This window comes from Pseudoalteromonas sp. XI10, assembly GCF_001469895.1.
In the GTDB taxonomy this organism is placed as follows: Bacteria; Pseudomonadota; Gammaproteobacteria; order Enterobacterales; family Alteromonadaceae; genus Pseudoalteromonas.
In genome coordinates this window covers 228,462-248,555 of sequence record NZ_LOPY01000052.1, presented here as the reverse complement: position 1 = coordinate 248,555, position 20,094 = coordinate 228,462, and the positions used below count along the sequence as shown (strand labels likewise).

23 protein-coding genes are annotated in these 20,094 nt (G+C 41.8%); 6 read left to right on the top strand and 17 right to left on the bottom strand.

The features are described 5' to 3' along the window. Positions 1-50: 50 nt before the first annotated feature. From AUR67_RS16900 to AUR67_RS16855, 10 genes are all read right to left on the bottom strand, one after another. The gene (locus AUR67_RS16900) at positions 51-2,378 is read right to left on the bottom strand and encodes a methyl-accepting chemotaxis protein (protein WP_058586141.1); all 2,328 of its coding nucleotides are present in this window, start codon (positions 2,376-2,378) and stop codon (positions 51-53) included. Between the two features lie 29 nt (positions 2,379-2,407). Then, a complete protein-coding gene (locus tag AUR67_RS16895) occupies positions 2,408-2,893 on the bottom strand; it encodes a chemotaxis protein CheW (RefSeq protein WP_054562868.1) in 486 nt (161 codons plus the stop codon). Beyond that, entirely contained in the window at positions 2,890-4,971 is a 2,082-nt protein-coding gene (locus AUR67_RS16890) for a chemotaxis protein CheA (protein WP_058586140.1), read from the bottom strand. The genes AUR67_RS16895 and AUR67_RS16890 overlap by 4 nt, the downstream gene beginning before the upstream one ends. Positions 4,972-4,986: 15 nt before the next feature. Then, positions 4,987-5,349 carry a response regulator gene (locus AUR67_RS16885; RefSeq protein ID WP_054562870.1) on the bottom strand — a complete coding sequence of 121 codons (363 nt, stop codon included), beginning with the start codon at positions 5,347-5,349 and terminating at the stop codon, positions 4,987-4,989. Between the two features lie 9 nt (positions 5,350-5,358). Then, positions 5,359-5,631 (bottom strand): STAS domain-containing protein, encoded by a 273-nt coding sequence (locus AUR67_RS16880; RefSeq protein ID WP_058586139.1) that lies wholly within the window; start codon positions 5,629-5,631, stop codon positions 5,359-5,361. 169 nt (positions 5,632-5,800) lie between these two features. Further along, positions 5,801-6,418 (bottom strand): SCO family protein, encoded by a 618-nt coding sequence (locus AUR67_RS16875; RefSeq protein WP_058586138.1) that lies wholly within the window; start codon positions 6,416-6,418, stop codon positions 5,801-5,803. Beyond that, positions 6,415-7,323 carry a heme o synthase gene (gene cyoE, locus AUR67_RS16870; protein ID WP_058586137.1) on the bottom strand — a complete coding sequence of 303 codons (909 nt, stop codon included), beginning with the start codon at positions 7,321-7,323 and terminating at the stop codon, positions 6,415-6,417. Before cyoE ends, AUR67_RS16875 begins: the two co-directional genes overlap by 4 nt. Positions 7,324-7,332: 9 nt before the next feature. Beyond that, positions 7,333-8,322, bottom strand: coding sequence for a COX15/CtaA family protein (locus AUR67_RS16865; RefSeq protein ID WP_058586136.1), 990 nt, complete (start codon positions 8,320-8,322; stop codon positions 7,333-7,335). A 20-nt stretch (positions 8,323-8,342) separates the two neighbouring features. Next, positions 8,343-8,837 carry a hypothetical protein gene (locus AUR67_RS16860; protein WP_054562875.1) on the bottom strand — a complete coding sequence of 165 codons (495 nt, stop codon included), beginning with the start codon at positions 8,835-8,837 and terminating at the stop codon, positions 8,343-8,345. After that, positions 8,818-9,567: an SURF1 family protein gene (locus tag AUR67_RS16855; protein WP_058586135.1), complete on the bottom strand. Its 750-nt coding sequence runs from the start codon at positions 9,565-9,567 to the stop codon at positions 8,818-8,820. The genes AUR67_RS16860 and AUR67_RS16855 overlap by 20 nt, the downstream gene beginning before the upstream one ends. A 14-nt stretch (positions 9,568-9,581) precedes the next feature. On the opposite strand from AUR67_RS16855, the gene AUR67_RS21515 reads away from it, so the two are divergent. Further along, positions 9,582-9,893: a DUF2909 domain-containing protein gene (locus AUR67_RS21515; protein ID WP_082665660.1), complete on the top strand. Its 312-nt coding sequence runs from the start codon at positions 9,582-9,584 to the stop codon at positions 9,891-9,893. On the opposite strand, the gene AUR67_RS16850 is transcribed toward AUR67_RS21515, so the two are convergent. The 5 genes from AUR67_RS16850 to lexA all read right to left on the bottom strand — a co-directional run bounded on the left by AUR67_RS16850 (position 9,793) and on the right by lexA (position 15,028). Continuing rightward, positions 9,793-10,668, bottom strand: a complete 876-nt coding sequence (locus AUR67_RS16850; protein ID WP_054562877.1) for a cytochrome c oxidase subunit 3 — start codon at positions 10,666-10,668, stop codon at positions 9,793-9,795. The two genes, AUR67_RS21515 and AUR67_RS16850, sit on opposite strands and share 101 nt — an antisense overlap. A gap of 37 nt (positions 10,669-10,705) precedes the next feature. After that, the gene (locus AUR67_RS16845) at positions 10,706-11,236 is read right to left on the bottom strand and encodes a cytochrome c oxidase assembly protein (protein WP_058586134.1); all 531 of its coding nucleotides are present in this window, start codon (positions 11,234-11,236) and stop codon (positions 10,706-10,708) included. Continuing rightward, on the bottom strand, positions 11,236-12,831 hold the full coding sequence (gene ctaD / locus AUR67_RS16840; protein WP_054554455.1) for a cytochrome c oxidase subunit I: 1,596 nt from the start codon (positions 12,829-12,831) through the stop codon (positions 11,236-11,238). Before ctaD ends, AUR67_RS16845 begins: the two co-directional genes overlap by 1 nt. Beyond that, positions 12,831-13,973, bottom strand: a complete 1,143-nt coding sequence (gene coxB / locus AUR67_RS16835; RefSeq protein ID WP_054562878.1) for a cytochrome c oxidase subunit II — start codon at positions 13,971-13,973, stop codon at positions 12,831-12,833. The genes ctaD and coxB overlap by 1 nt, the downstream gene beginning before the upstream one ends. A 437-nt stretch (positions 13,974-14,410) precedes the next feature. Further along, complete coding sequence (gene lexA / locus AUR67_RS16830) at positions 14,411-15,028, bottom strand: transcriptional repressor LexA (RefSeq protein WP_054554457.1); 618 nt, start codon at positions 15,026-15,028, stop codon at positions 14,411-14,413. Between the two features lie 161 nt (positions 15,029-15,189). On the opposite strand from lexA, the gene AUR67_RS16825 reads away from it, so the two are divergent. Beyond that, positions 15,190-15,627, top strand: a complete 438-nt coding sequence (locus AUR67_RS16825; RefSeq protein WP_058586133.1) for a PaaI family thioesterase — start codon at positions 15,190-15,192, stop codon at positions 15,625-15,627. A gap of 7 nt (positions 15,628-15,634) precedes the next feature. Here AUR67_RS16825 and AUR67_RS16820 read toward each other — a convergent pair whose 3' ends face one another. Continuing rightward, the gene (locus AUR67_RS16820; RefSeq protein ID WP_054554459.1) at positions 15,635-16,015 is read right to left on the bottom strand and encodes a hypothetical protein; all 381 of its coding nucleotides are present in this window, start codon (positions 16,013-16,015) and stop codon (positions 15,635-15,637) included. Between the two features lie 158 nt (positions 16,016-16,173). Between AUR67_RS16820 and AUR67_RS16815 the strand changes: the two genes are divergently transcribed. After that, positions 16,174-16,899 (top strand): hypothetical protein, encoded by a 726-nt coding sequence (locus tag AUR67_RS16815; protein ID WP_058586132.1) that lies wholly within the window; start codon positions 16,174-16,176, stop codon positions 16,897-16,899. On the opposite strand, the gene AUR67_RS16810 is transcribed toward AUR67_RS16815, so the two are convergent. Then, on the bottom strand, positions 16,874-17,227 hold the full coding sequence (locus tag AUR67_RS16810) for a VOC family protein (RefSeq protein ID WP_058586131.1): 354 nt from the start codon (positions 17,225-17,227) through the stop codon (positions 16,874-16,876). The genes AUR67_RS16815 and AUR67_RS16810 overlap by 26 nt on opposite strands. Before the next feature lie 116 nt (positions 17,228-17,343). Here AUR67_RS16810 and AUR67_RS16805 point away from each other — a divergent pair, with 116 nt between their 5' ends. The 3 genes from AUR67_RS16805 (at position 17,344) to AUR67_RS16795 (ending at position 20,092) form a co-directional block, all read left to right on the top strand. After that, the gene (locus AUR67_RS16805; RefSeq protein WP_058586194.1) at positions 17,344-17,997 is read left to right on the top strand and encodes an endonuclease; all 654 of its coding nucleotides are present in this window, start codon (positions 17,344-17,346) and stop codon (positions 17,995-17,997) included. Between the two features lie 99 nt (positions 17,998-18,096). After that, a complete protein-coding gene (locus AUR67_RS16800; protein ID WP_058586130.1) occupies positions 18,097-19,725 on the top strand; it encodes a S41 family peptidase in 1,629 nt (542 codons plus the stop codon). Then, positions 19,718-20,092: a hypothetical protein gene (locus AUR67_RS16795; protein ID WP_058586129.1), complete on the top strand. Its 375-nt coding sequence runs from the start codon at positions 19,718-19,720 to the stop codon at positions 20,090-20,092. Before AUR67_RS16800 ends, AUR67_RS16795 begins: the two co-directional genes overlap by 8 nt. Positions 20,093-20,094: the final 2 nt, after the last annotated feature.

Below are 20,094 nucleotides of genomic sequence, written 5' to 3'. Positions count from 1 at the left end.
GCTGTAACATTAGATGCAATTAACTAGTTAGAATTTAGTTGGGAAGAGTTTTAAAACTCTTCCCACTCATCACTAGGGTCAACAAAGTTATTGCCTTTTGGCGCTGAACGCACAGGTGAGCTTGGCGTTTTAGGAGCAGGGGCTGAACTTGCGCGGCTTGTAATATCCATCTCGTTATTTGATAACGAGAAGAAGTTTAATAAGCGGCTCATATCATTCGCTTGCTCAGCCATTGATTCACCTGCGGCAGATGCTTGCTCAACTAAAGCAGCATTTTGCTGAGTCATTTCATCCATTTGAGCAATGGCTTTATTAACTTGTTCAATACCAGAGCTTTGCTCTTCAGAAGCTTGAGCAATATCAGAAATCATTGCTGTAACTCTTTGCACCGCCGTAACAATTTCTTGTAATGTTGAACCCGATTCATTAACCAGTAATGTACCATCCTCAACTTTTCCAACACTGTCTCGGATCAATTCTTTGATTTCTTTTGCTGCAGCAGCTGAACGTTGCGCTAAGTTACGAACCTCACCAGCAACAACCGCGAAACCTCGGCCTTGTTCACCTGCTCGTGCTGCTTCGACAGCGGCATTCAGCGCAAGTAGATTTGTTTGGAAAGCAATTTCATCAATGACACTGATGATGTCTGCAATCTTCTTACTTGATTCATTAATTGCTGACATACTGATTACAGCGCGATTTACAACTTCGCCACCTTTTTGTGCTTTAGTACGTGTTTCTTCAGCAAGTTCATTTACTTCTTTAGCATTATCAGCATTTTGACGAACTGTACTGGTCATCTCTTCCATGCTTGACGCTGTTTCTTCAAGTGATGAAGCCTGCTCTTCAGTACGTTGACTTAAATCAGCATTACCTTGCGAGATTTCTTCTGCACCACTAGCAACCAAGGTTGCTGAGGTATTAATGCGATTAATCACTTCAGTAAGCTTATCAGCTGTGGCATTTGCATCACGTTTTAACTTATCGAATGAACCTTGGTAGTCTTGCTCAATACGTTTTGATAAGTCACCGTTCGCCATAGCATCAAGCATATTGCCAGTGTCTTTTACTGCATCATCAACAATACTAACTAGGCTATTTAAGCCCTGTGCCAGACGTAAGAAGAAACCTTGTTTACCCGCTTCTTCAACACGCGCTTGCAAATCACCTTTACCCGCTGCAGCAACAAGGCCGGCAATTTCCTTTTCAATTGCGACTTCAGCTGTTCTATCTTCCCACTCAACAACCGTTCCAATACGCTCATTGTCTGGGGTGAAAATAGGGTTTGCGACTAAACCAAAAGTACGACCGCCGACTTGAATTTCAGTGCTGTAAGTGTCACTTAACTTAGCAAGCATATTACGTTGATGCGCTGGATTCTTATGGAATACATCAATATTTTGACCAATTAAATTATTACTGTTGAAGTTAGGTAAATCTTTACGTAAATCACTTTCAGCAACCTTCATCATGTTCAGAACGGCTTCGTTCATGTAAATAATGTTGTTACCAGAATCTGCAATCATGGTATTGGTTGCCACGCGATCAAGTGCTCGGCGTACTCGCAAGTTTTCTTCTGCTGCACGCTTTTCAGCATCCGCTTTATTTACACTATCAGTAATATCTTGCCACTCAACAATAGTACCTAAACGCTTACCCGAAGCGCTTACCCAAGGAGTCGCAATCAAGCTAAAAATAAGCCCCGCCAAACGCAATGTGGTTTTGTATGGTTCAGATAAGGTTTTTAGCAGCTCACGTTGGTGTGACGGTTGTTTATGAAAATCATCAACGCAGGTTCCAATTAGGTTAGCAACTGAAAAGCTCGGCAGCACAGTTTGTAACGTTGATTCGCGAGCTTGCAGCATTTGCTTTACTTGCTCATTAACAAAGATAATTTTTAAATCGTTATCGGCAATCATCACATTAGCTTGGCAAACACGCAGCGCATTTGATAAATCGGCATCACGTTTTGACTGACGTTCAAGCTCTTTTTGCGGTGTGATGTCAGTCGCAAATTTGATAACTTTAGTGACATTACCATTACTATCAATAATTGGGTTATAGGTACCTTGGATCCAAACTTGTTTGCCATTTTTACCGACACGCTTAAATTCATCAGTGAAGAACTCACCGCTGCGTAATCGCTGCCAAAACTGTTGGTACTCTGGGCTTTGCGACTCTTGTTCAGCAACAAACATAGAGTGGTGTTGCCCTTGGATTTCTTCGAGTCGGTAACCCATGGTGTTTAAGAAATTAGCATTGGCAGTTATGATCTGCCCCGACGGTTGAAACTCAATCATCGCTTGCGACTTTTTAAGTGCCGCAATAACTAAATCATTTTCCGACTCAACATTTTTAGGACTGCTAAACCATCCCATACCCTTCACCTTCTTGTTAATCTACCCAGTTAAATGTCCATTGTTTTTTGTAGGTCAAGTAATGCGACCATTTTCTCACCCACATTGACTAAACCCGCAACAAATTGCGCGTTGTCTGAGTCAGACAAATGTGGCACTGCCTTCGCTTCATGCTCAGCAATGCTATAGACATCCGAGACGGCATCAACGGCGATGCCCATAATTTTACATGTATTTTCAAGCTGTACTTTTAGAACAATTACAACGGTTAACGGCCCGTATTCGATGGCTGAAATACCAAAACGAAGCCTTAAATCAATAATTGGCACTATGGTGCCACGCAGATTGATAACCCCTTTGACGAAATCAGGTGAATTAGGGATCACCGTAATTTCTTCCCAACTGCGAATTTCTTGCACCGTTAAAATATCAACACCATACTCTTCTTCAGCCATGAAGAAGGTTAAAAACTGTTTTACATCTTGATCTTGTTCAAGGTTTAGCTTGTTATGCAGGTCGTCGTGCTGTGCAATCATGACGCCTCCAAATTCGCTTTTGATTCAATAATCAATTCTTGGCTCCCAGGCTTTCTAAGCCCAGATAATTTAATCAAACCACTAATATCAACAATCAAAGAAACACGACCATCACCCAAAATTGTCGCCCCTGAGACACCATCAACTTTTTGATAATTGGCCTCTAAGCTTTTGATTACCACTTGCTGTTGCGATAGTAAGTCATCAACCAATAAACCTACTTTTTGGTTGTCACTCTCAACCACAACCAACAAGGTTTTATCAAGCGTTTCAATCGCCCCTTGATGATTGAAAATGTTGTAAAGCCTTAAGATTGGAATATATTCGTCACGTAAGCGCAGCACATCTAAGTCTTTGCCTACCCGACTCACTTTACTAATGTCGATTTGCAATGACTCAATAATCGAAATCAGTGGGATGATGTAAGTGTGCTCAGCAATCCGGACTAACTGCCCATCTAAGATAGCCAATGTTAGCGGTAAGCGAATTGTAAATGTCGACCCCACGCCTGGTGCAGACGCCACCTCAACAGAGCCGCTAAGCGCTTCAATATTTCGCCTAACTACATCCATACCCACGCCACGACCCGATAAGTCGCTGACTTGATCGGCTGTAGAAAACCCTGGTAAGAAAATAAGCTCATTGATTTCGTTATCAGACAACTCATCAGTTTCTGAAATTAGGCCGTTTTTAATCGCCTTTTCACGAATTTTACTGGTATTAAGACCTTGGCCATCGTCCATAATTTCGATAACGATATTGCCACCTTGATGAAACGCATTGAGCGTTACTGTGCCTACAGGGTTTTTGCCTGCAGCGACACGTTTATCAACGGTTTCTAAGCCATGATCTAAGGAGTTTCTCACTAGATGCACCATAGGATCAGAAAGCTTCTCCATTACCGTTTTATCTAGTTCAGTTTGTTCACCCAGTAATTTAAGCTCGACTTGTTTATCAAGCTTTTGCGAGATATCGCGCACTAAGCGAGGAAAGCGACTAAACACAAAGCTTATTGGCAACATGCGAATACGCATGACATTTTCCTGTAAGTCACGAGTATTATGTGCCAGCTGAGCCAAGCCCTCTTGTAGCGAGGCTATTGTTGTTTCTGTGATTTCTTGCTCTCCCAATTGACTTAACATCGCTTGGGTAATAACTAATTCACCGACCATATTAATCAATGAATCGACTTTATCGATACCAACCCTAATTGAGGTTGATTCTGCATTGGCCGTGGTTGCTTTAACTGGCGCTGGCTTTTTAGAATCAGTAGTTGGTTTAACTTCTGCAGGCTCAGCCTCTTGTGCTGGCGCAGTTTCTTCAGCAACGGTTTCAGCTGCTGTAATCTCTTCATCACCAAACAAACCACCACATAGGGTGATGGTGATATCAGCGTCATCTTCAACCCATTCGAAAATTTCTTCGATGCAGCTTTGCTCTTTGTCTGTGGTTAAAAAAAAGCGCCACGATAAGAAACAGTCTTCAGGGGCAAGGTTAGTAATATCAGGCACATCATCTTGAAAGGATTGTGTTTCAAGCTCACCTAGCTCAGCCAACTCACTGATCATATACAGTGGTTCATTACCGGTTTTAAATAAATGATGATGTGGTTTGAAATCGATTTGATAGGTATTAAAGCTGCTTTCGCTAACAGCTTCTTGCGCTTGCTCAGTCTCTTTACTTGCAGCACGCATACCAAGAATTTCTTCAAACTTAATACGCAATTCATCAGCTTCAGTTAAGTCTGGCTGCTGCTCAGCTTGTAGAGTTCTGAGTAAAGCCCGTAAACAGTCAACTGATTTTAAAAGTAAATTTACATGCTCAGCAGTAAGATCCCGTGAACCTTCACGAATTTGATCTAACAGAGTTTCAAGAACATGAGTAAAGTCTGCAACAGCACTAAAACCAAAGGTACCGCTGCCTCCTTTTATTGAATGCGCAGCGCGAAAAATTGTATTTATCGTCTCTAAGTCTTCTTCGCCAGGCACTAAGTTTAATAACTCAGCCTCCATAGCGTCGAGTCCTTCAAAGCTTTCTTCGAAGAATACTTCAAAAAATTGGCTTAGATCTATACTCATGCCCCGCTCCTATTATTAGCGAATCACTTTTTTCAATACCGCTAACAATTGCTCAGGATTAAATGGCTTAACAATCCAACCAGTTGCACCAGCAGCTTTACCTTCAGACTTTTTATCAAGACCCGACTCTGTGGTCAGCATCAGTAAAGGTGTGAACTTGTAATTAGGTAAGCTACGTAACTCACGAATAAGGGTAATACCATCCATTACCGGCATATTCACATCAGAAATAACAGCATCAAAGCCTTGTTGTTTTGCGATATTTAAAGCTTCGCTGCCGTCTTTCGCTTCTGTAACATCAAAGCCAGCTTTTTTAAGCGTAAAACCAACCATTTGGCGCATAGATGCAGAATCGTCTACTGCTAAAATTCTTTTCATAAAAACCTCTTAATTGGCATTCTCAAGCACAAGATAATGGCTTAAGCCCAAACTATTAATTGCCTGTTGCAACGGCTTACTCTCGCCAACCCAAATAATTTTGTGTTGCACCGAAAGCAAATGCTTCTGTAATGCACATAAAAGCTGAATTGATGCTGTGTCAGCACGGTTCACTTCACTGATATCCAGACAGATATCATCATTTGCTGACAACTCTTGTAGCAAATCTTGATGGAGTGTTTCGACCTGACTAATAGCTAATTCTGTAGGGAGCTTTAACATTACTTATACCTTCCCTGCTTTAAACAATTCATAACAAAAGCTTAGACTGACTAAATAAAAATGCCATAATTTGAATCAAAAAATAGTAAAATTTTTTAGTAGCTTAGACATTTATATCAAAAAAGGAAGCTTTTCTTTTGCTGAAAATGACTCCCTTAACCAAGAAAATTTACTTTGCGTAATAATCTGCTATTTTTTTGAACTCTTCAGTCAAAGTTGTGGCATTTATTAATGGCACGCTGCCTTGTTTAAATTCAGGCTTAAAAATCGCACGTACCGAGCCATCGCCATCAACCATCACTACTGACGCGCTATGATCAACGGCATATTCTTGCTCATCACTATCATTAATTGCGTAAATTAAGCCAAGCTCTCTGACAAATGGAAAAAGCTGTTTGTGTGGGCCCGATACTGCAAGAAAATCAGGATTAAAATAATCAATGTAGGCTTTGCGTTTTTCGGTTGTATCACGCTTTGGGTCAACAGCAACAAACCATACCTGCACTTTGTAATTTTGGCTTAACTGCTTTTGTACTGCCGTTAGTTTCGCCAATGTCATTGGACATATATCAGGGCAACTGGTGTAGCCTAAAAAGACCAAATTCCAATGCCCCATAAACTGACTGTTATCAGCGGGTGCACCATGTTGATCGGTTAATAAAAACGGACTAATCGGCTTTGCTTGCTCATAAACCAGTGCTTCGACTTCAGGAGCGGTGTTGTTTTTACCACAACCGGTTACAAACAATACCGCACTGAAACATAAAAAAGCGACGATTCGCGTCATAAAACTAACCATTTATCAATGAATAAGGCGATAAAGAGTAGCATTAAATGCACGATTGAAAAACGAAATAAGTCCATTGCTGTATCATCTTTTGGGGCAATTTTTAGTTTTAACGCTTTATAAATGAATATCGCGTTTAAAGCGCTTGCTCCTAGTAAGTAAATTAGCCCTGACATGCCAATTAAATAAGGCAACACACATACCAAAGCAAGCAAAATGCTGTAGCCAACAACGCAAGTTTTACAAAATTCGATACCGTGAGTAACAGGCAACATAGGAATTTTTGCCCGCTCATAATCGCTTTTACGTGCAATCGCTAATGCCCAAAAATGTGGTGGGGTCCAAGTAAATATAATCATCACTAACAGCCAAGGAGCCGCAGCCATATGGCCTGTTTCAGACACCCACCCTAACAGGGGTGGCATAGCACCAGCCAAACCACCAATAACAATATTTTGCGGTGTAGCACGCTTTAAAAATGAGGTGTAAATAAAGGCATAGCCGACAAGCGCAAACAAAGTAAGAATGGCTGTGAGTGTATTCGCCCATACCATAAGCATAACAAAACCTAGCACACCAATAGTCGCAGCAAAGCTCAAAGCATGTTGTTTACTGAGCCGACCTTTTGCCACAGGACGATGACGTGTACGTGCCATTTTACTGTCGATTTCACTATCAACAACATGATTGATCACGGCAGCAGCAGCCGACAGCAAGCCAATGCCTAGCAAACTTGCAAGCTGCACAAATATCCCTCGCCCAACATCGGGAGCCAATGCCAAACCAACCCAAGCAGTTAGTACAAGCATAGCAACTACTTTAAACTTACTGATAGCTAAGTAATCTTTAAGTAACTCTGAGCTTTGAATAAATAGTGATTTTTCTGAGCTTAGTAATAATGCCATCACAGCCTCCTAGGTTCTTATTTTTAAGTGGAAGCATAGTCTTACCATGCTAAGCAGTAACAATGCGGCCATTAGGTTGTGCGCAAGCGCAACACTTAATGGGAAGTGCCAGTGCACAACAGCTAGGCCTAAACAGATTTGGCACAACAAAGCGACTAATACAGTGACTGTGCAGTGCTTAATTTTTCGAGAGTAACAGCGTGAATATATGCGCCACATGATCAGCGCTAACACCACACAAGTAACCAGCGCCCAAATACGATGCAGTAAGTGAATAGACATACGCGCTTGCTGAGATAACACACCATATTCATAGGTACTATGCTCGAGCGGCAATTGAAAAACGCTCTTCAAAGAAAACGGTTGTCCGTAACTACACAGCGGTAAGCCATTACAATGCGGAGCGGCGTAATTAGCTGCAAGCCAGCCACCCAATGCAATTTGCAGTATTAGCACCACCAAGCCCACCAGCGCTAACCGGTAATATGGCTTTGCGCCGCTATCACTGCTAACTACAGGTTCGGTTTTTAAACGTAGATACAATAAAAACAGCAACGACAAAATGCTAAAGCCGCCGAGCAAATGCCCCATAACAATCAAAGGCTGTAGATTCATAGTGACAGTCCACATGCCCAATACGGCTTGGAAGATCACCAGCAATAATAGTGCTAATGGCAATTTAACCGGCGTATTTGGATATTGGCGCTTTAAAAATGCAAAAACAAACAAAGCTAAAATTAATAGACCAAGGGCACCGGCAAAATAGCGATGGATCATTTCTTTCCAAGCTTTTGCTGCTTCAAACATCATATCAGGGTAGTTTTGTTCAACATGTAACAGAGCGGTTTCATGTTTTGGCACGGTTAAAAATCCATAGCACCCAGGCCAGTCAGGGCAGCCAAGTCCAGCATCACTCAGCCGTGTATAAGCACCAAGCCCAACAACTAAGATAGAGAAGAAAACCGTAATTAAGACTAAATATTTATAATTTTTATACATCTTTATCCCCTTAATGAGGTTTAACTTGAACGCGCATAGTTAAGTAGTTTCTTTAAGTCTTTAAGTAAGCCTTTTTGAATAAGTCTGTTTTGTTCTGGCTCAGCCGTGTAGGGGTAATGCAAAACCACTAAGCCCATGTGATCAACCAAATATAAGTCTCCCGCTTTGAGCGCAGGACTTACTGCTAGTTGACGCCAATTTGCCGATACCTGCTGTTGATTTGTCAGTACCGCCACATCCACTTTTTGCTGATTTTTACCTAAAGCGACATATAGGTTATCTAGACTGGCTAATTGGTTTGCACAAACTTCACTGCACTCTTTTGGATAATTAAGCGCAATTGTCCATTGTTTGGGATCGCCTTGTTGCCAATCAGCTAATTTAACTTCTTCGCTTAAAAGCTCACCATGATTACTCGAACCACTCGGTAACCACTCAAGCTTTAATGCTGCATAAGCAAGTGCCAGCGGCACAAAACAGCATAAAACGAATAAACTAAGCGGGTTTATTTTCATAACCTCTCCTTCTCATCGCAAAATAAGCAATAACTACACACGCTAAGCCGATTAATAACCACTGCACGGCATAGGCGTAATGTTTATCTGGCCCCATCACGACACTCTGGTAATGCGGGGTTGCAATACCATCTGCTTCATTGCGATAACCAATAAAGTCTTGTAAGGGCTTTGCTAATTGAGCACTAAAAATTGCTAAATCGATGCCTTGAATACGCTTAGGCCAGCCTTGCTCTGCACCAATCTCATCGGCAAGTGTGAAGCCTTGTAAGTTGCCTTGTTTCAATTGCACAGTAGCCGTAAAGCTTGTTGATTCTGGCCACACAACGGTTGGCAACTGGCTACGGTTTGTTGGAGCTTTTAGCCAACCAAAGTTAACGATTAAAGGCGCGGTTTCACCTGCAATTGTCATCGCTACCAGTAAGTCATAACCCACTTGCCCCTGATAAATTTGATTATCAAGAAGCCAGTACTGTTGTTCATTTACCTCGCCTGAGACCTTGACTTGCAAGCCCGTTTTATTCAGCTCTCTAGGTAAATTTTGTAGCTCTTGCCAGCTCAAAACTCCTTGCTCTTTCGAAACGGCTAACTGGCTTAGTTGCTGCTGTTTTTGCTCGCCTCGCTGGTATTGCCAAACGCTTAGTCGTAAACAAATAAGCACTGCAAGTATCACAACGCAAATTGCGATAATTGAGCTAAGCTTTTGTTTACGCCATAAAATTAACTGCATTTGGAATACCTAATATGATTAAAATCATTATTGTTTTGTTATTACTTTATATTCTGTTCAACCTATTTAGAGCGTTGTTTGTGATGATGTCAGCAAAAGAGCACTCGAAACCGATGTCGCATTACTTAGGTCGTCGAGTGCTGTTTTCAGGTATTGTGCTGGTGCTCATCATTGCCGCAATGAAATTAGGCTATATTCACACCAACCCGTCGCCGCTTCACAAAGCTACAGCACGTACACAAACACAAATAAACACAACCACACCACATCAACAAAGTGCCAATACCAAGCAGCCGCTTGAAAGGCAAAGTGCTTTTCACTCGTGAAGTGGCCTTTAAAAATTCTTAGTAGCACCACAAATAAAATAATGGTGCCAAGTGTCACGTGCATACCGTGAAAGCCCGTTAACAAGAAAAATGTATTCCCATAAACGCCCGCATCTAAAGTCAAACCTAAATCTTGGTATGCATGCATATACTCGTAAACTTGTAAGCCAAGGAAAATCACACCTAATAGCACAGTTAAAGATAAAAATACCTTTAGAGCGCCGCGCTTATTGTTTTCAATAGCAACATGAGCAAAGTGAATTGTGACCGATGAGGTAAGCAGAATAAGCGTGTTGATCAGAGGTAGACCTTGCCAGCCCATAGCCTGAGTGGTCTCGCCCGCTGGCGTAGTTAATAGCGGCCATACGGCTTCAAAAGTTGGCCAGAGCACTTCATTGGTCATAGCGTTATTACCAGCGCCACCAAGCCAAGGCACTGAAATCATTCGAGCGTAAAAAAGAGCGCCAAAAAACGCCATAAAGAACATAACCTCAGAGAATATGAACCAGCTCATACCTTGTCTGAATGAGCGGTCCATTTGTGCTGAGTAAAGCCCTTTATGAGACTCTTCAATAACGTTTCTAAACCAGCTAAAAACCATATAAATTAATATGGCAATGCCTAGATACAAGACATACTGGCCACTACTGCCCTCACCACTTACTTGCATCACAGTTAAACCAGCACCGACAGCAATTAAAAACATCGCGATGGCGCCAACTATGGGCCAAGGACTCTCGGCTGGAACATAGTATTTTTCATAATTTTGATTCATTTTGTTTGCTCCCAATTAGCAATTAGCTTGGCGGCTTTTATTCGTTTTTAGCCACAACATGCCCGCTAATATCAAACACGGTATACGACAACGTCAGTTCCTCAACATCGTCGGGTAACTCAGTATCAACATAAAACAACAAGGTAAATTCCATTTCTTCACCGGCTTTCATTGGCTGCTGATCAAAGCAAAAACAGGCGATTTTATGTAAATACTTTGCCGCTTTACCCGGTGATACTGATGGAATTGCTTGCATGACTTTGTCTTCATTACTGGTGTTCTTTGCAGAGAATTTAACTTCACGCATGGCACCAGGTTGTACCGCCACGCTGTATTGCTCAGACTGCACCTTAAATGGCGCGCCGCTTTGGGCGTGAGTGGTAAAGCTGACATCAACTTGGCGCTGTGTATTTATTGATTCACTCGCGCTCGCTTTTTCTAATGATGGCTTACCATTCAACCCTGTAACGTCGCAAAACACGTCGTAAAGCGGCACCATTGCAAAAGCAAATGCGAACATGAGCAAGCATGTAATCAGCAGTTTTTTTAGCAAAGGTGCATGGTTCATTACTTAATCTCCGGCGGTGTTTCAAAGGTGTGATAAGGCGCTGGAGAATCGACTTCCCACTCTAAACCTTCAGCTCCATCCCATACTTTGGCTGGCGCCTTTTCGCCACCTCTGGCACATTTAAATACCACCAACACAAACAACAGTTGCGATAAGCCAAATGCAAAACCACCAATACTGATAATGGCGTTAAAGTCAGCGAATTGCAGAGCATAATCAGGAATACGACGTGGCATACCAGCAAGGCCAACAAAGTGCATAGGGAAGAACAACACGTTGACACTGATTAGCGATAACCAAAAATGCCATTTCGCCAGCGTTTCGTTGTACATGTTGCCAGTCCATTTCGGTAGCCAGTAATAGGCCCCCGCCATAATTGAGAACACAGCCCCTGTCACAAGCACATAATGGAAGTGAGCCACCACAAAATAGGTATCGTGATACTGAAAATCTGCTGGTGTAATCGCAAGCATCAAGCCAGAGAAACCACCTAAGGTGAATAACACAATAAAGGCGATGGCGAACATCATCGGAATTTCGAAGCTAATCGAACCGCGCCACATGGTGGCCACCCAGTTAAACACTTTAACGCCCGTTGGTACCGAGATAAGCATGGTGGCGTACATGAAGAACAACTCGCCTGCTACAGGCATCCCTGTGGTAAACATATGATGTGCCCAAACGATAAAACTTAGCAGCGCAATCGATGAAGTTGCATACACCATAGAGGCATAGCCAAATAGCTTTTTGCGCGAGAAGGTCGGTACGATAGTCGATATAATGCCAAAGGCCGGCAAAATCATGATGTACACTTCGGGGTGACCGAAGAACCAGAAAATGTGCTGGAACATTACAGGATCGCCCCCACCAGCTGCATCAAAAAAGCTGGTTGCAAAGTATTTATCGGTCAACACCATAGTGACCGCCCCTGCTAGAACTGGCATAACAGCAATTAACAAAAATGCAGTGATTAACCATGTCCATACAAATAGCGGCAGCTTCATCCACGTCATACCCGGCGCTCTTAAGTTGACGATAGTCACGATAACGTTAATCGCCCCCATAATTGAGCTGATACCCATGATATGTACGGCAAACACAAAAAGTGCAGTGTTATCGTTGCTGTAAGTTGTTGATAGAGGTGCGTAGAAAGTCCAACCAAACGCAGGACCACCACCAGGCATGAGTAACGAAGCCAATAGGATTAAAAATGCAAATGGCAAAATCCAAAAGCTCCAGTTATTCATACGTGGTAAGGCCATATCAGGCGCGCCTATCATCATAGGTACCATCCAGTTTGCAAGCCCAGTAAATGCAGGCATAACAGCACCAAACACCATGATCAAACCATGTACGGTAGTCATTTGGTTGAAAAAGTGCGGGTCGACTAACTGTAATCCAGGCTGAAACAATTCAGCGCGGATCACCATTGCCATCGCTCCACCAATTAAAAACATAGTTAGAGAAAAAATCAGGTATAAACTACCAATGTCTTTATGGTTGGTAGTGTATAGCCAGCGCTTAAAACCTTTAGCTGGATGATGATGGTCGTGATGCGCATGCCCTGTTGCTTGCTCGTTAATAACATTACTCATTAGTTCGCCTCCGCTGCTGCATCAATCGCGGCTTGAATTTGACTCGGTTGGATAACATCGCCGGTATCATTACCCCACGCGTTTCGCTTATAAGTAATAACCGCAGCAAGTTGCTTAATTGAAAGCTGTTTATCAAACGCTTGCATTGCTGTGCCAGGCTTACCGTGTAACACGATATCTATGTGATCTTTTACATCACCTAATACAATCGGGCTGCCTTTAAGCGCTGGAAAAACGCCCGGTAAGCCCATACCAGTAGGTTGGTGGCATGCAGCACAGCTTGCCATATACACTTGCTCACCTAAGACCATAAGCTCTTCTTTAGGTAATGTTTGATCAAGCAAAGCAGCATCTGCTGCGGCCGCATTGGCTTTTTCTTGCTTGGCATCTGCAAGCCAATTAGCAAATTCATCTTCAGGTAAGGCTTTCACCACAACAGGCATAAAGCCATGATCTTTACCGCATAACTCAGCACATTGACCACGGTATACTCCTGGCTCGTTAATACGTGTCCACGCTTCATTGATAAACCCAGGATTTGCATCCTTTTTAACCGCAAAATCAGGCACCCACCACGAATGAATTACATCGTCTGAGGTCATTAAAAAGCGAACTTTTTTATTGATAGGAAGTACTAGCGGTTTATCTACTTCAAGCAAATAATGCTCTGTTTTCTCTGCTTGGTTGTCTATTTGATCTTTAGGAGTAGATAGAATCGAGTAATAAGCAATGTCTTCACCCATGTACTCGTAATGCCACTTCCATTGTGAGCCAGTCACTTTAATGGTGATATCGGCTTTAGAGGCATCTTCCATGGCAATTAATGTTTTTGTGGCAGGCACAGCCATGGCGATTAAGATGACAAATGGAATGGCAGTCCAAAGTATTTCAACTTTTGTACTTTCATGAAATTGGGCAGGCTTGGCCCCTTTGGATTTACGGTGGTGTATTAAAGCCCAAAACATCACCGCAAATACGATGATGCCGATTACACAGCAGATAATAAATATCGTCATGTGTAACTCATAAACATTATTACTTATATCGGTCACCCCTTTACGCATATTGTATTGGCTATTTGCCAATGCAAGCTCAGGAAGTGCAAACAATATAAGCCACAAGGCGTAACGCAGTTTACCCATGTGACGGCTCCTTTAGATGCTATTGCAAGACGCAAAGCGAAAAGGCGATACAACAAGGTGCCCATTCGTTTTTCTTATTGTTCAGAGCGACTACGTATCATTTTGACCCACTTATGATACCGACCCTTTGACTAACACCTCGCACATTTTTGTGTCTTTTTATTAATTAGGTGTTAATACAGTGTATTAACCAATTAGTTAAAAAATGACCAATAAGCAAGTTTTAATGATAATAAATGTTTATTTTGGTGCAGAAATAACAACTATAATCAGCGCGTTATTTAATGTTTAGGAGTAAGAACGAAATATAAAAAGAGAGGAAAACTGCGCCATATAAGGCTTTAAATGAAGAGTAAGGATTCACAAATCCTAAGTAAGTAGTAAAATTTCAGCGGCGCACCAAATTGAGTCAATTTGATGCACCAAATTGGGAACATTTACATCCAGTCAGCGTTACGAATAACACCTACCGCTAACCCCTCGATGTTGAACGACTCATGCTCAAGGTCAACCTCAATAGGCGAAAACTCTTCGTTCTCAGCATGTAAAAGTACTTTGCGACCCGCTTTTTCTAGACGCTTAACTGTTACATCTTCATCGACTCGAGCTACAACTACTTGCCCATTTTCAGCAACTTGTGTTCTATGTACTGCAAGCAAATCGCCATCCATAATACCAATGTCTTTCATACTCATGCCATTTACACGCAGTAAGAAATCGGCTGCAGGTTTAAATAATGAAGGATCAACTTGGCAATGACTTTCAACATGCTCTTGCGCCAAAATAGGTTCACCAGCTGCAACACGGCCAATTAAAGGTAAGCCTAGTTGCTCTGGCTCATCTTCTTCAATTAACTGAATACCGCGACTCGCCCCAGGCTTCATTTTGATCATGCCTTTTTTTGCCAGTGCTTTTAGGTGTTCTTCAGCAGCGTTGGCACTTTTAAAACCCAATGTTTGAGCTATTTCAGCACGCGTAGGTGGCATGCCTGTATCTTTAATAAAGACTTTAATTAGTTCTAAAATTTGCGATTGGCGTTTAGTTAATGGGCGCATACAACTGGTTTTCCATACAGTACATTTAACTGTGAGTATATACAGTTATTTGAAAATCGCAAATTTAAATTAACCCCATCATATTGCTACAAAACTAACATTGAACCACACCGAAAGATGCCATAAGGTATTAGCTTTAATTAGCAGGCTAAGGAAACACAATGAGTATTTGGCAACAACCAATCACGTTAGAGCTTTGCAAAGAGCTGGAACAAGGGATTACCGGTCAAGGCACTTTAATGAAAACTATGGGCATTGAGGTGACTGAAATTGGCGATGATTATTTAATGGCAACCATGCCTGCTATTCCTGAGCATCATAACCCTATGGGCATGGTCCATGGCGGAGCAAACGTTGTATTAGCAGAGACAGTGGCAAGTTATGCAGCCAATTTCGTGGTTGATTTCGATAAGTTTTATGCTGTTGGCCAAGAAATTAATGCCAACCACATGAAAGCGTCACGCAAAGGAACGTTAACAGCAACTGCGAGACCGCTGCATTTAGGTAAGCGAACTTCTGTTTGGGATATTAAAATTACCAATGCCGCAGGAGAGCTTTGCTGCGTATCAAGAATGACCGCAGCTGTTGTAGAGCGATAAATTCAGGCTATTTTTCGACAGGATAAATAGTAATTTCAATCCCTGCGCCAATTGCAGAGATACGTAACAAGGTATCGGCATGCAGGGGTTGGTTAAAGCATTTAGGCGAATTACCTGATTCAAAGCCTATATCAAATGTACGCTTTGAGCACGATAACCACTGTTTTAATGCATTACGCGAGCAAGACTCAATAAGCTCGCAAAGCTGGTTAATTGCTTTATCTGGAGAGCTGATATCTGCGGTTGCTTCAATACGTGCTAGTTGGCGGTATTCATCTTGGTCATAATGTAAAACCATGGCGTTTTTCTTCAAATCAGCAACAAGCGCACTAATATCGTGCTTTGACTCAAGCTCCAGATCTACATTTAAAAATTGAATTTCCGACATACTCTCGTTTTTACCCTCTATTTATATCGACTGAAACTTTAACTCAGTTTTGTATATATACCAAATCTAGAATACAGTTAATGCGACATTATGCCGCATTGGCAATCTAGCTAAACAACCTAAAATAGCGCCCACATAACAATAATAACGGGGTAATAATGAATAAACGCCTGTTTAAGTATGCTCGTAAAGGGCATAAATGGCTTGGCTACTTACTTGCTTTGCAGATCTTTTTTTGGCTCTTAGGTGGGCTGGTAATGAGCTCATTACCACTTGAAAAAGTGCATGGTAAGCATCTGGCTAATCGCAGTTTAAGTAGCCCATTTTTATTGTCGGACTACCCTACTTCAATTGATAAAATAACAGCGCAATTCGAGCAAATCGAGGGTATTAAATATAGCCATTTTTTAAATACCCCGATTATAGAAGTTACATCCTCTAGCGGTACGTTTATTTTTGATGGCAGAACAGGTGCTAAAATGCCTGCACCGAGTAAAGCGCAAATCATTGAAAATGCGCAAGCCCACCTGCTTATTGACGCAAAAATAACGCAAGCGCAGTTATTAACAAAAGGGCCTAGAGAAATCGGTCACAAAGCCAATGTTTGGCAAGTGAGCTTCGATGATTGGTTAACAACAACCCTATATTTAGATAGCCAAACCGGTAAAGTTATAACTGTGCGCAGCACCCTGTGGCGCATTTTCGACTTTTTCTGGATGCTACACATTATGGATTATGATGAGCGTGAGAACTTTAACAATCCACTACTCATCAGCTTCTCAGCCACCAGCGTACTATTTTGTATTACAGGAGTTCTCTTGTTACTACAAAACGTTCGAATTAAACGTAAAAAGCCAGCTACACGTGTTGGTCAATCAAAATAGGATTGCCATCTGGGTCGGTGATAATAAAACTCGCGTCACCGGCCTTTTGTATTTCTAATCCTTGTTGCTGAAATTGTGCAGCTAATTGCTCAAAGGTTGCAAATTCATCCAAAGCTTCAGCATTTTGATCCCACCCTGGGTTAAAGGTCAGCATGGTTTTATCAAACATACCTTGAAACAAACCAATTAAATGTTCACCGTTTTTCATTATTAGCCAATGCTGTTCTATCTCCCCAGCAAACTCTTTGAAACCTAGCTTTTCATAAAACAGCTTTGAAGCATGAATATCTTTTACATTTAGACTTACAGAAAAAGCACCTAATAACATGGTTGTAATTCCTTTAATAAAAACGGCTTAACAACTATAGCTGAGTTGAAAAACTTTTCCTTTTTAGAATAGTCGCTCTAGAATAGCTGTTCCTGTAGTTCACTGATGTGATGGATATGCGTTTATTTCTATACTTAGCCCTTTGTTTTATTTTCACTTTTCCTATATCCGCTAAAGAGTTTTCGAGCTTTTACAGTGCCAAAAAGCATTTAATTAAGAATCTACCAAGCAACAGTAAAAGCTTATATTGTGGTTGCGATATCAAGCGCCAAGGTAAAAAACTTGTGCCAGACCCTGATGCTTGTGGTTATATTCCTAGAAACTCTGTCACCCGCTCAGGAAAAGAGAATGCTCGCGCAAAAAGAATAGAGTGGGAGCACATTGTGCCTGCCTGGGAGTTTGGTCATCAATTACAATGCTGGCAGAATGGCGGTCGCAAAAACTGTAAAAAGGTCAGTGAAAAGTTTCGTCAAATGGAAGCCGACATTAATAACCTTGCACCTGCTATAGGCGAGATCAATGCTGACCGCTCAAACTTTCGCTACGGCATGGTGTCATCATCAAGTGCAAGTTACGGAGCATGCCCTGTAAAAGTTGACTTTAAGCAACGCGTATTTGAGCCACCCATTTATGCAAGAAAGCAAATAGCCGATACCTATTTTTATATGCAAAAAACCTATGGCTTAAAAATATCTGACAAACAACGTAAATTATTTGAATCGTGGCAAAAGCTTGAAATAGCTGAAATTAGTAATCGCAAATCTTTATAACTAGCAGCACATTCGTTTACATTTTAGACACTATAATTTATTGCTTTCAGATTAAGTAATTGTTAGTTTTTAAACAATTTATATAAGAAAGGAAGCACCATGTTTAAAAATAACAAACTCGCTTTAGCTGTCTTCTTAGCGGCTTCAGGCATGTCTTTATCTGGCTGCGGCGGCGGTGGCGGTGGATCATCGAGCAATACCGATACCACGAATCCACCACCAACAACTTCTGAACCCACTTGGACGGCTGGTGTTTTTGAGCCATCAAGCGAATTTAAAGATCAATGCGCTGTACCGCGAACTGGCAATGATCCATATAACGATAATCAACCTTACCCAGATACAGCAGGCTCTGAGTTTACTGAGAAGATGTGGCTACGTTCATGGAGTGACGAAACCTATCTTTGGTACGATGAAATAGAAGACAATGACCCAGATAACTTCAGCTCTGTCGCCGCTTATTTTGATCAATTAAAAACCTTCGAAACAACAGACTCTGGTGCTTATAAAGATCAATTCCATTTCAGCAGGCCAACAGAAGAGTATTTTCAAGAGTCGCAATCAGGTGTGGTTTCTGGCTATGGAATTAACTGGGCATTTATCAGTAATGTTCCGCCACGAGAGTTACGTGTAGCCTATTTAGAGAGTGACTCACCAGCTGCAAATGCAGGCTTACAACGCGGTGATACTATTTTAATGGTCGACGACGTCAGCATTGACACTAATACTCAACAAGGTGTAGATATTCTAAATGAAGCGCTATTTGGACCGACAGCTGGCGACTCGCACAATTTTGTTGTACGCAGTAATGATGGCACCGAAAAATCATTTACTCTAGTCGCAGGTAATATAACCCAAACACCTGTACAAAATGTCGATACTATTACCACAGGAGATGGCACTAAAGTTGGCTACATGCAGTTTAACAGCCATATAAGTATTGCTCAGCCTGAGCTGATAAGTGCTGTGAACAAGTTCAAAACCGACAATATCGACGAGCTTGTGATCGACCTTAGATACAATGGCGGTGGTTTATTAGCGCTTTCTTCACAACTTGCCTATATGATTGCAGGTCCAGCTAATACGAGTGACTATTTTTACTATCAAGTCATTGAAAATGACAAGCAGCCCGAGAGCGATCCATATCCATTTATTGATATTGAAGTCGATTATTCTACTTTCGAGGGAACAGGTAACACTCTCCCCGACTTAAATTTATCGAAAGTCTATGTACTCAGCACTGATAATACGTGTTCAGCATCAGAAGCACTTATCAATGGCTTAAAAGGTATAGATACTGAAGTTGTTTTAATAGGTGGTAAAACCTGCGGTAAACCATATGGTTTTACCCCAACGCATAACTGTGCAACCACTTACTACACCATTCAGCTAACGGGTGTGAATTACAAAGGCTTTGGCGAATACTCTGACGGCTTAGTACCAACTCCTTCACCGCAATTCGATGCAGATGTAAAAGGCTGTGAACTCGATGACGACTTTAACCACCAGTTAGGTGATAGTGATGAAACACTTCTGAGTGCAGCGCTTTATCATATTGAGAATGATAGTTGCCCAGTGGTAACGCAAAGTGTCACAGCTAAGCAAGCGACAACCTCATCTTATGCTGCTGATGAAGCTGGTATTGCGCTAAAAGCCAATACTACACTTTACAAAAATAATATGGATTTAACCCGTCCGCTACCAGCTAAGGAAGGTGATAATGAATAAAGCATTGTTATTAACCTGCACCTTACTGGCAAGCATCGCAGGCTGTAAAAGTACTCAAGCGGAGCAACCGCAAGATGCTACGCTTGTTCGGGTAAACCCGGGAGTGATTACTGATATACAGCAGGCTATTCAGTCTGCTAAGGGCGGTGCTCTGGTCACCTTAGCCGATGATGTGTTTACTAAAAGTGCAGAGTTGCTGATTGACCACGGCACCAACAAAGGGCCTGATGGTCTGCCAATTATGGGGGCCCATTCAATTCCTTCAGAGAAGTTTGTGTTGCAAAAGGCGGGCGAGCAATGCCTGCTTTACTACCCCAAAAAAGAGCTCCGTATTCCACTTCCTAATGTAGATTGCGAAGTAAACTAACA

Excerpts from the sequence above, each read along its gene's own strand:
- lexA (WP_054554457.1), bottom strand. The coding sequence starts at position 15,028 with ATGCGCCCATTAACTAAACGCCAATCGCAAATTTTAGAACTAATTAAA.
- AUR67_RS16890 (WP_058586140.1), bottom strand. The coding sequence starts at position 4,971 with ATGAGTATAGATCTAAGCCAATTTTTTGAAGTATTCTTCGAAGAAAGC.
- AUR67_RS16880 (WP_058586139.1), bottom strand. The coding sequence starts at position 5,631 with ATGTTAAAGCTCCCTACAGAATTAGCTATTAGTCAGGTCGAAACACTC.
- AUR67_RS16845 (WP_058586134.1), bottom strand. The coding sequence starts at position 11,236 with ATGAACCATGCACCTTTGCTAAAAAAACTGCTGATTACATGCTTGCTC.
- AUR67_RS16815 (WP_058586132.1), top strand. The coding sequence starts at position 16,174 with ATGAATAAACGCCTGTTTAAGTATGCTCGTAAAGGGCATAAATGGCTT.
- coxB (WP_054562878.1), bottom strand. The coding sequence starts at position 13,973 with ATGGGTAAACTGCGTTACGCCTTGTGGCTTATATTGTTTGCACTTCCT.
- AUR67_RS16865 (WP_058586136.1), bottom strand. The coding sequence starts at position 8,322 with ATGTATAAAAATTATAAATATTTAGTCTTAATTACGGTTTTCTTCTCT.
- AUR67_RS16875 (WP_058586138.1), bottom strand. The coding sequence starts at position 6,418 with ATGACGCGAATCGTCGCTTTTTTATGTTTCAGTGCGGTATTGTTTGTA.
- AUR67_RS16900 (WP_058586141.1), bottom strand. The coding sequence starts at position 2,378 with ATGGGATGGTTTAGCAGTCCTAAAAATGTTGAGTCGGAAAATGATTTA.
- ctaD (WP_054554455.1), bottom strand. The coding sequence starts at position 12,831 with ATGAGTAATGTTATTAACGAGCAAGCAACAGGGCATGCGCATCACGAC.
- AUR67_RS16855 (WP_058586135.1), bottom strand. The coding sequence starts at position 9,567 with ATGCAGTTAATTTTATGGCGTAAACAAAAGCTTAGCTCAATTATCGCA.
- AUR67_RS16825 (WP_058586133.1), top strand. The coding sequence starts at position 15,190 with ATGAGTATTTGGCAACAACCAATCACGTTAGAGCTTTGCAAAGAGCTG.
- AUR67_RS16810 (WP_058586131.1), bottom strand. The coding sequence starts at position 17,227 with ATGTTATTAGGTGCTTTTTCTGTAAGTCTAAATGTAAAAGATATTCAT.
- AUR67_RS16795 (WP_058586129.1), top strand. The coding sequence starts at position 19,718 with ATGAATAAAGCATTGTTATTAACCTGCACCTTACTGGCAAGCATCGCA.
- AUR67_RS16885 (WP_054562870.1), bottom strand. The coding sequence starts at position 5,349 with ATGAAAAGAATTTTAGCAGTAGACGATTCTGCATCTATGCGCCAAATG.
- cyoE (WP_058586137.1), bottom strand. The coding sequence starts at position 7,323 with ATGGCATTATTACTAAGCTCAGAAAAATCACTATTTATTCAAAGCTCA.
- AUR67_RS16850 (WP_054562877.1), bottom strand. The coding sequence starts at position 10,668 with ATGAATCAAAATTATGAAAAATACTATGTTCCAGCCGAGAGTCCTTGG.
- AUR67_RS16895 (WP_054562868.1), bottom strand. The coding sequence starts at position 2,893 with ATGATTGCACAGCACGACGACCTGCATAACAAGCTAAACCTTGAACAA.
- AUR67_RS16820 (WP_054554459.1), bottom strand. The coding sequence starts at position 16,015 with ATGTCGGAAATTCAATTTTTAAATGTAGATCTGGAGCTTGAGTCAAAG.
- AUR67_RS16860 (WP_054562875.1), bottom strand. The coding sequence starts at position 8,837 with ATGAAAATAAACCCGCTTAGTTTATTCGTTTTATGCTGTTTTGTGCCG.
- AUR67_RS21515 (WP_082665660.1), top strand. The coding sequence starts at position 9,582 with ATGATTAAAATCATTATTGTTTTGTTATTACTTTATATTCTGTTCAAC.
- AUR67_RS16800 (WP_058586130.1), top strand. The coding sequence starts at position 18,097 with ATGTTTAAAAATAACAAACTCGCTTTAGCTGTCTTCTTAGCGGCTTCA.
- AUR67_RS16805 (WP_058586194.1), top strand. The coding sequence starts at position 17,344 with ATGCGTTTATTTCTATACTTAGCCCTTTGTTTTATTTTCACTTTTCCT.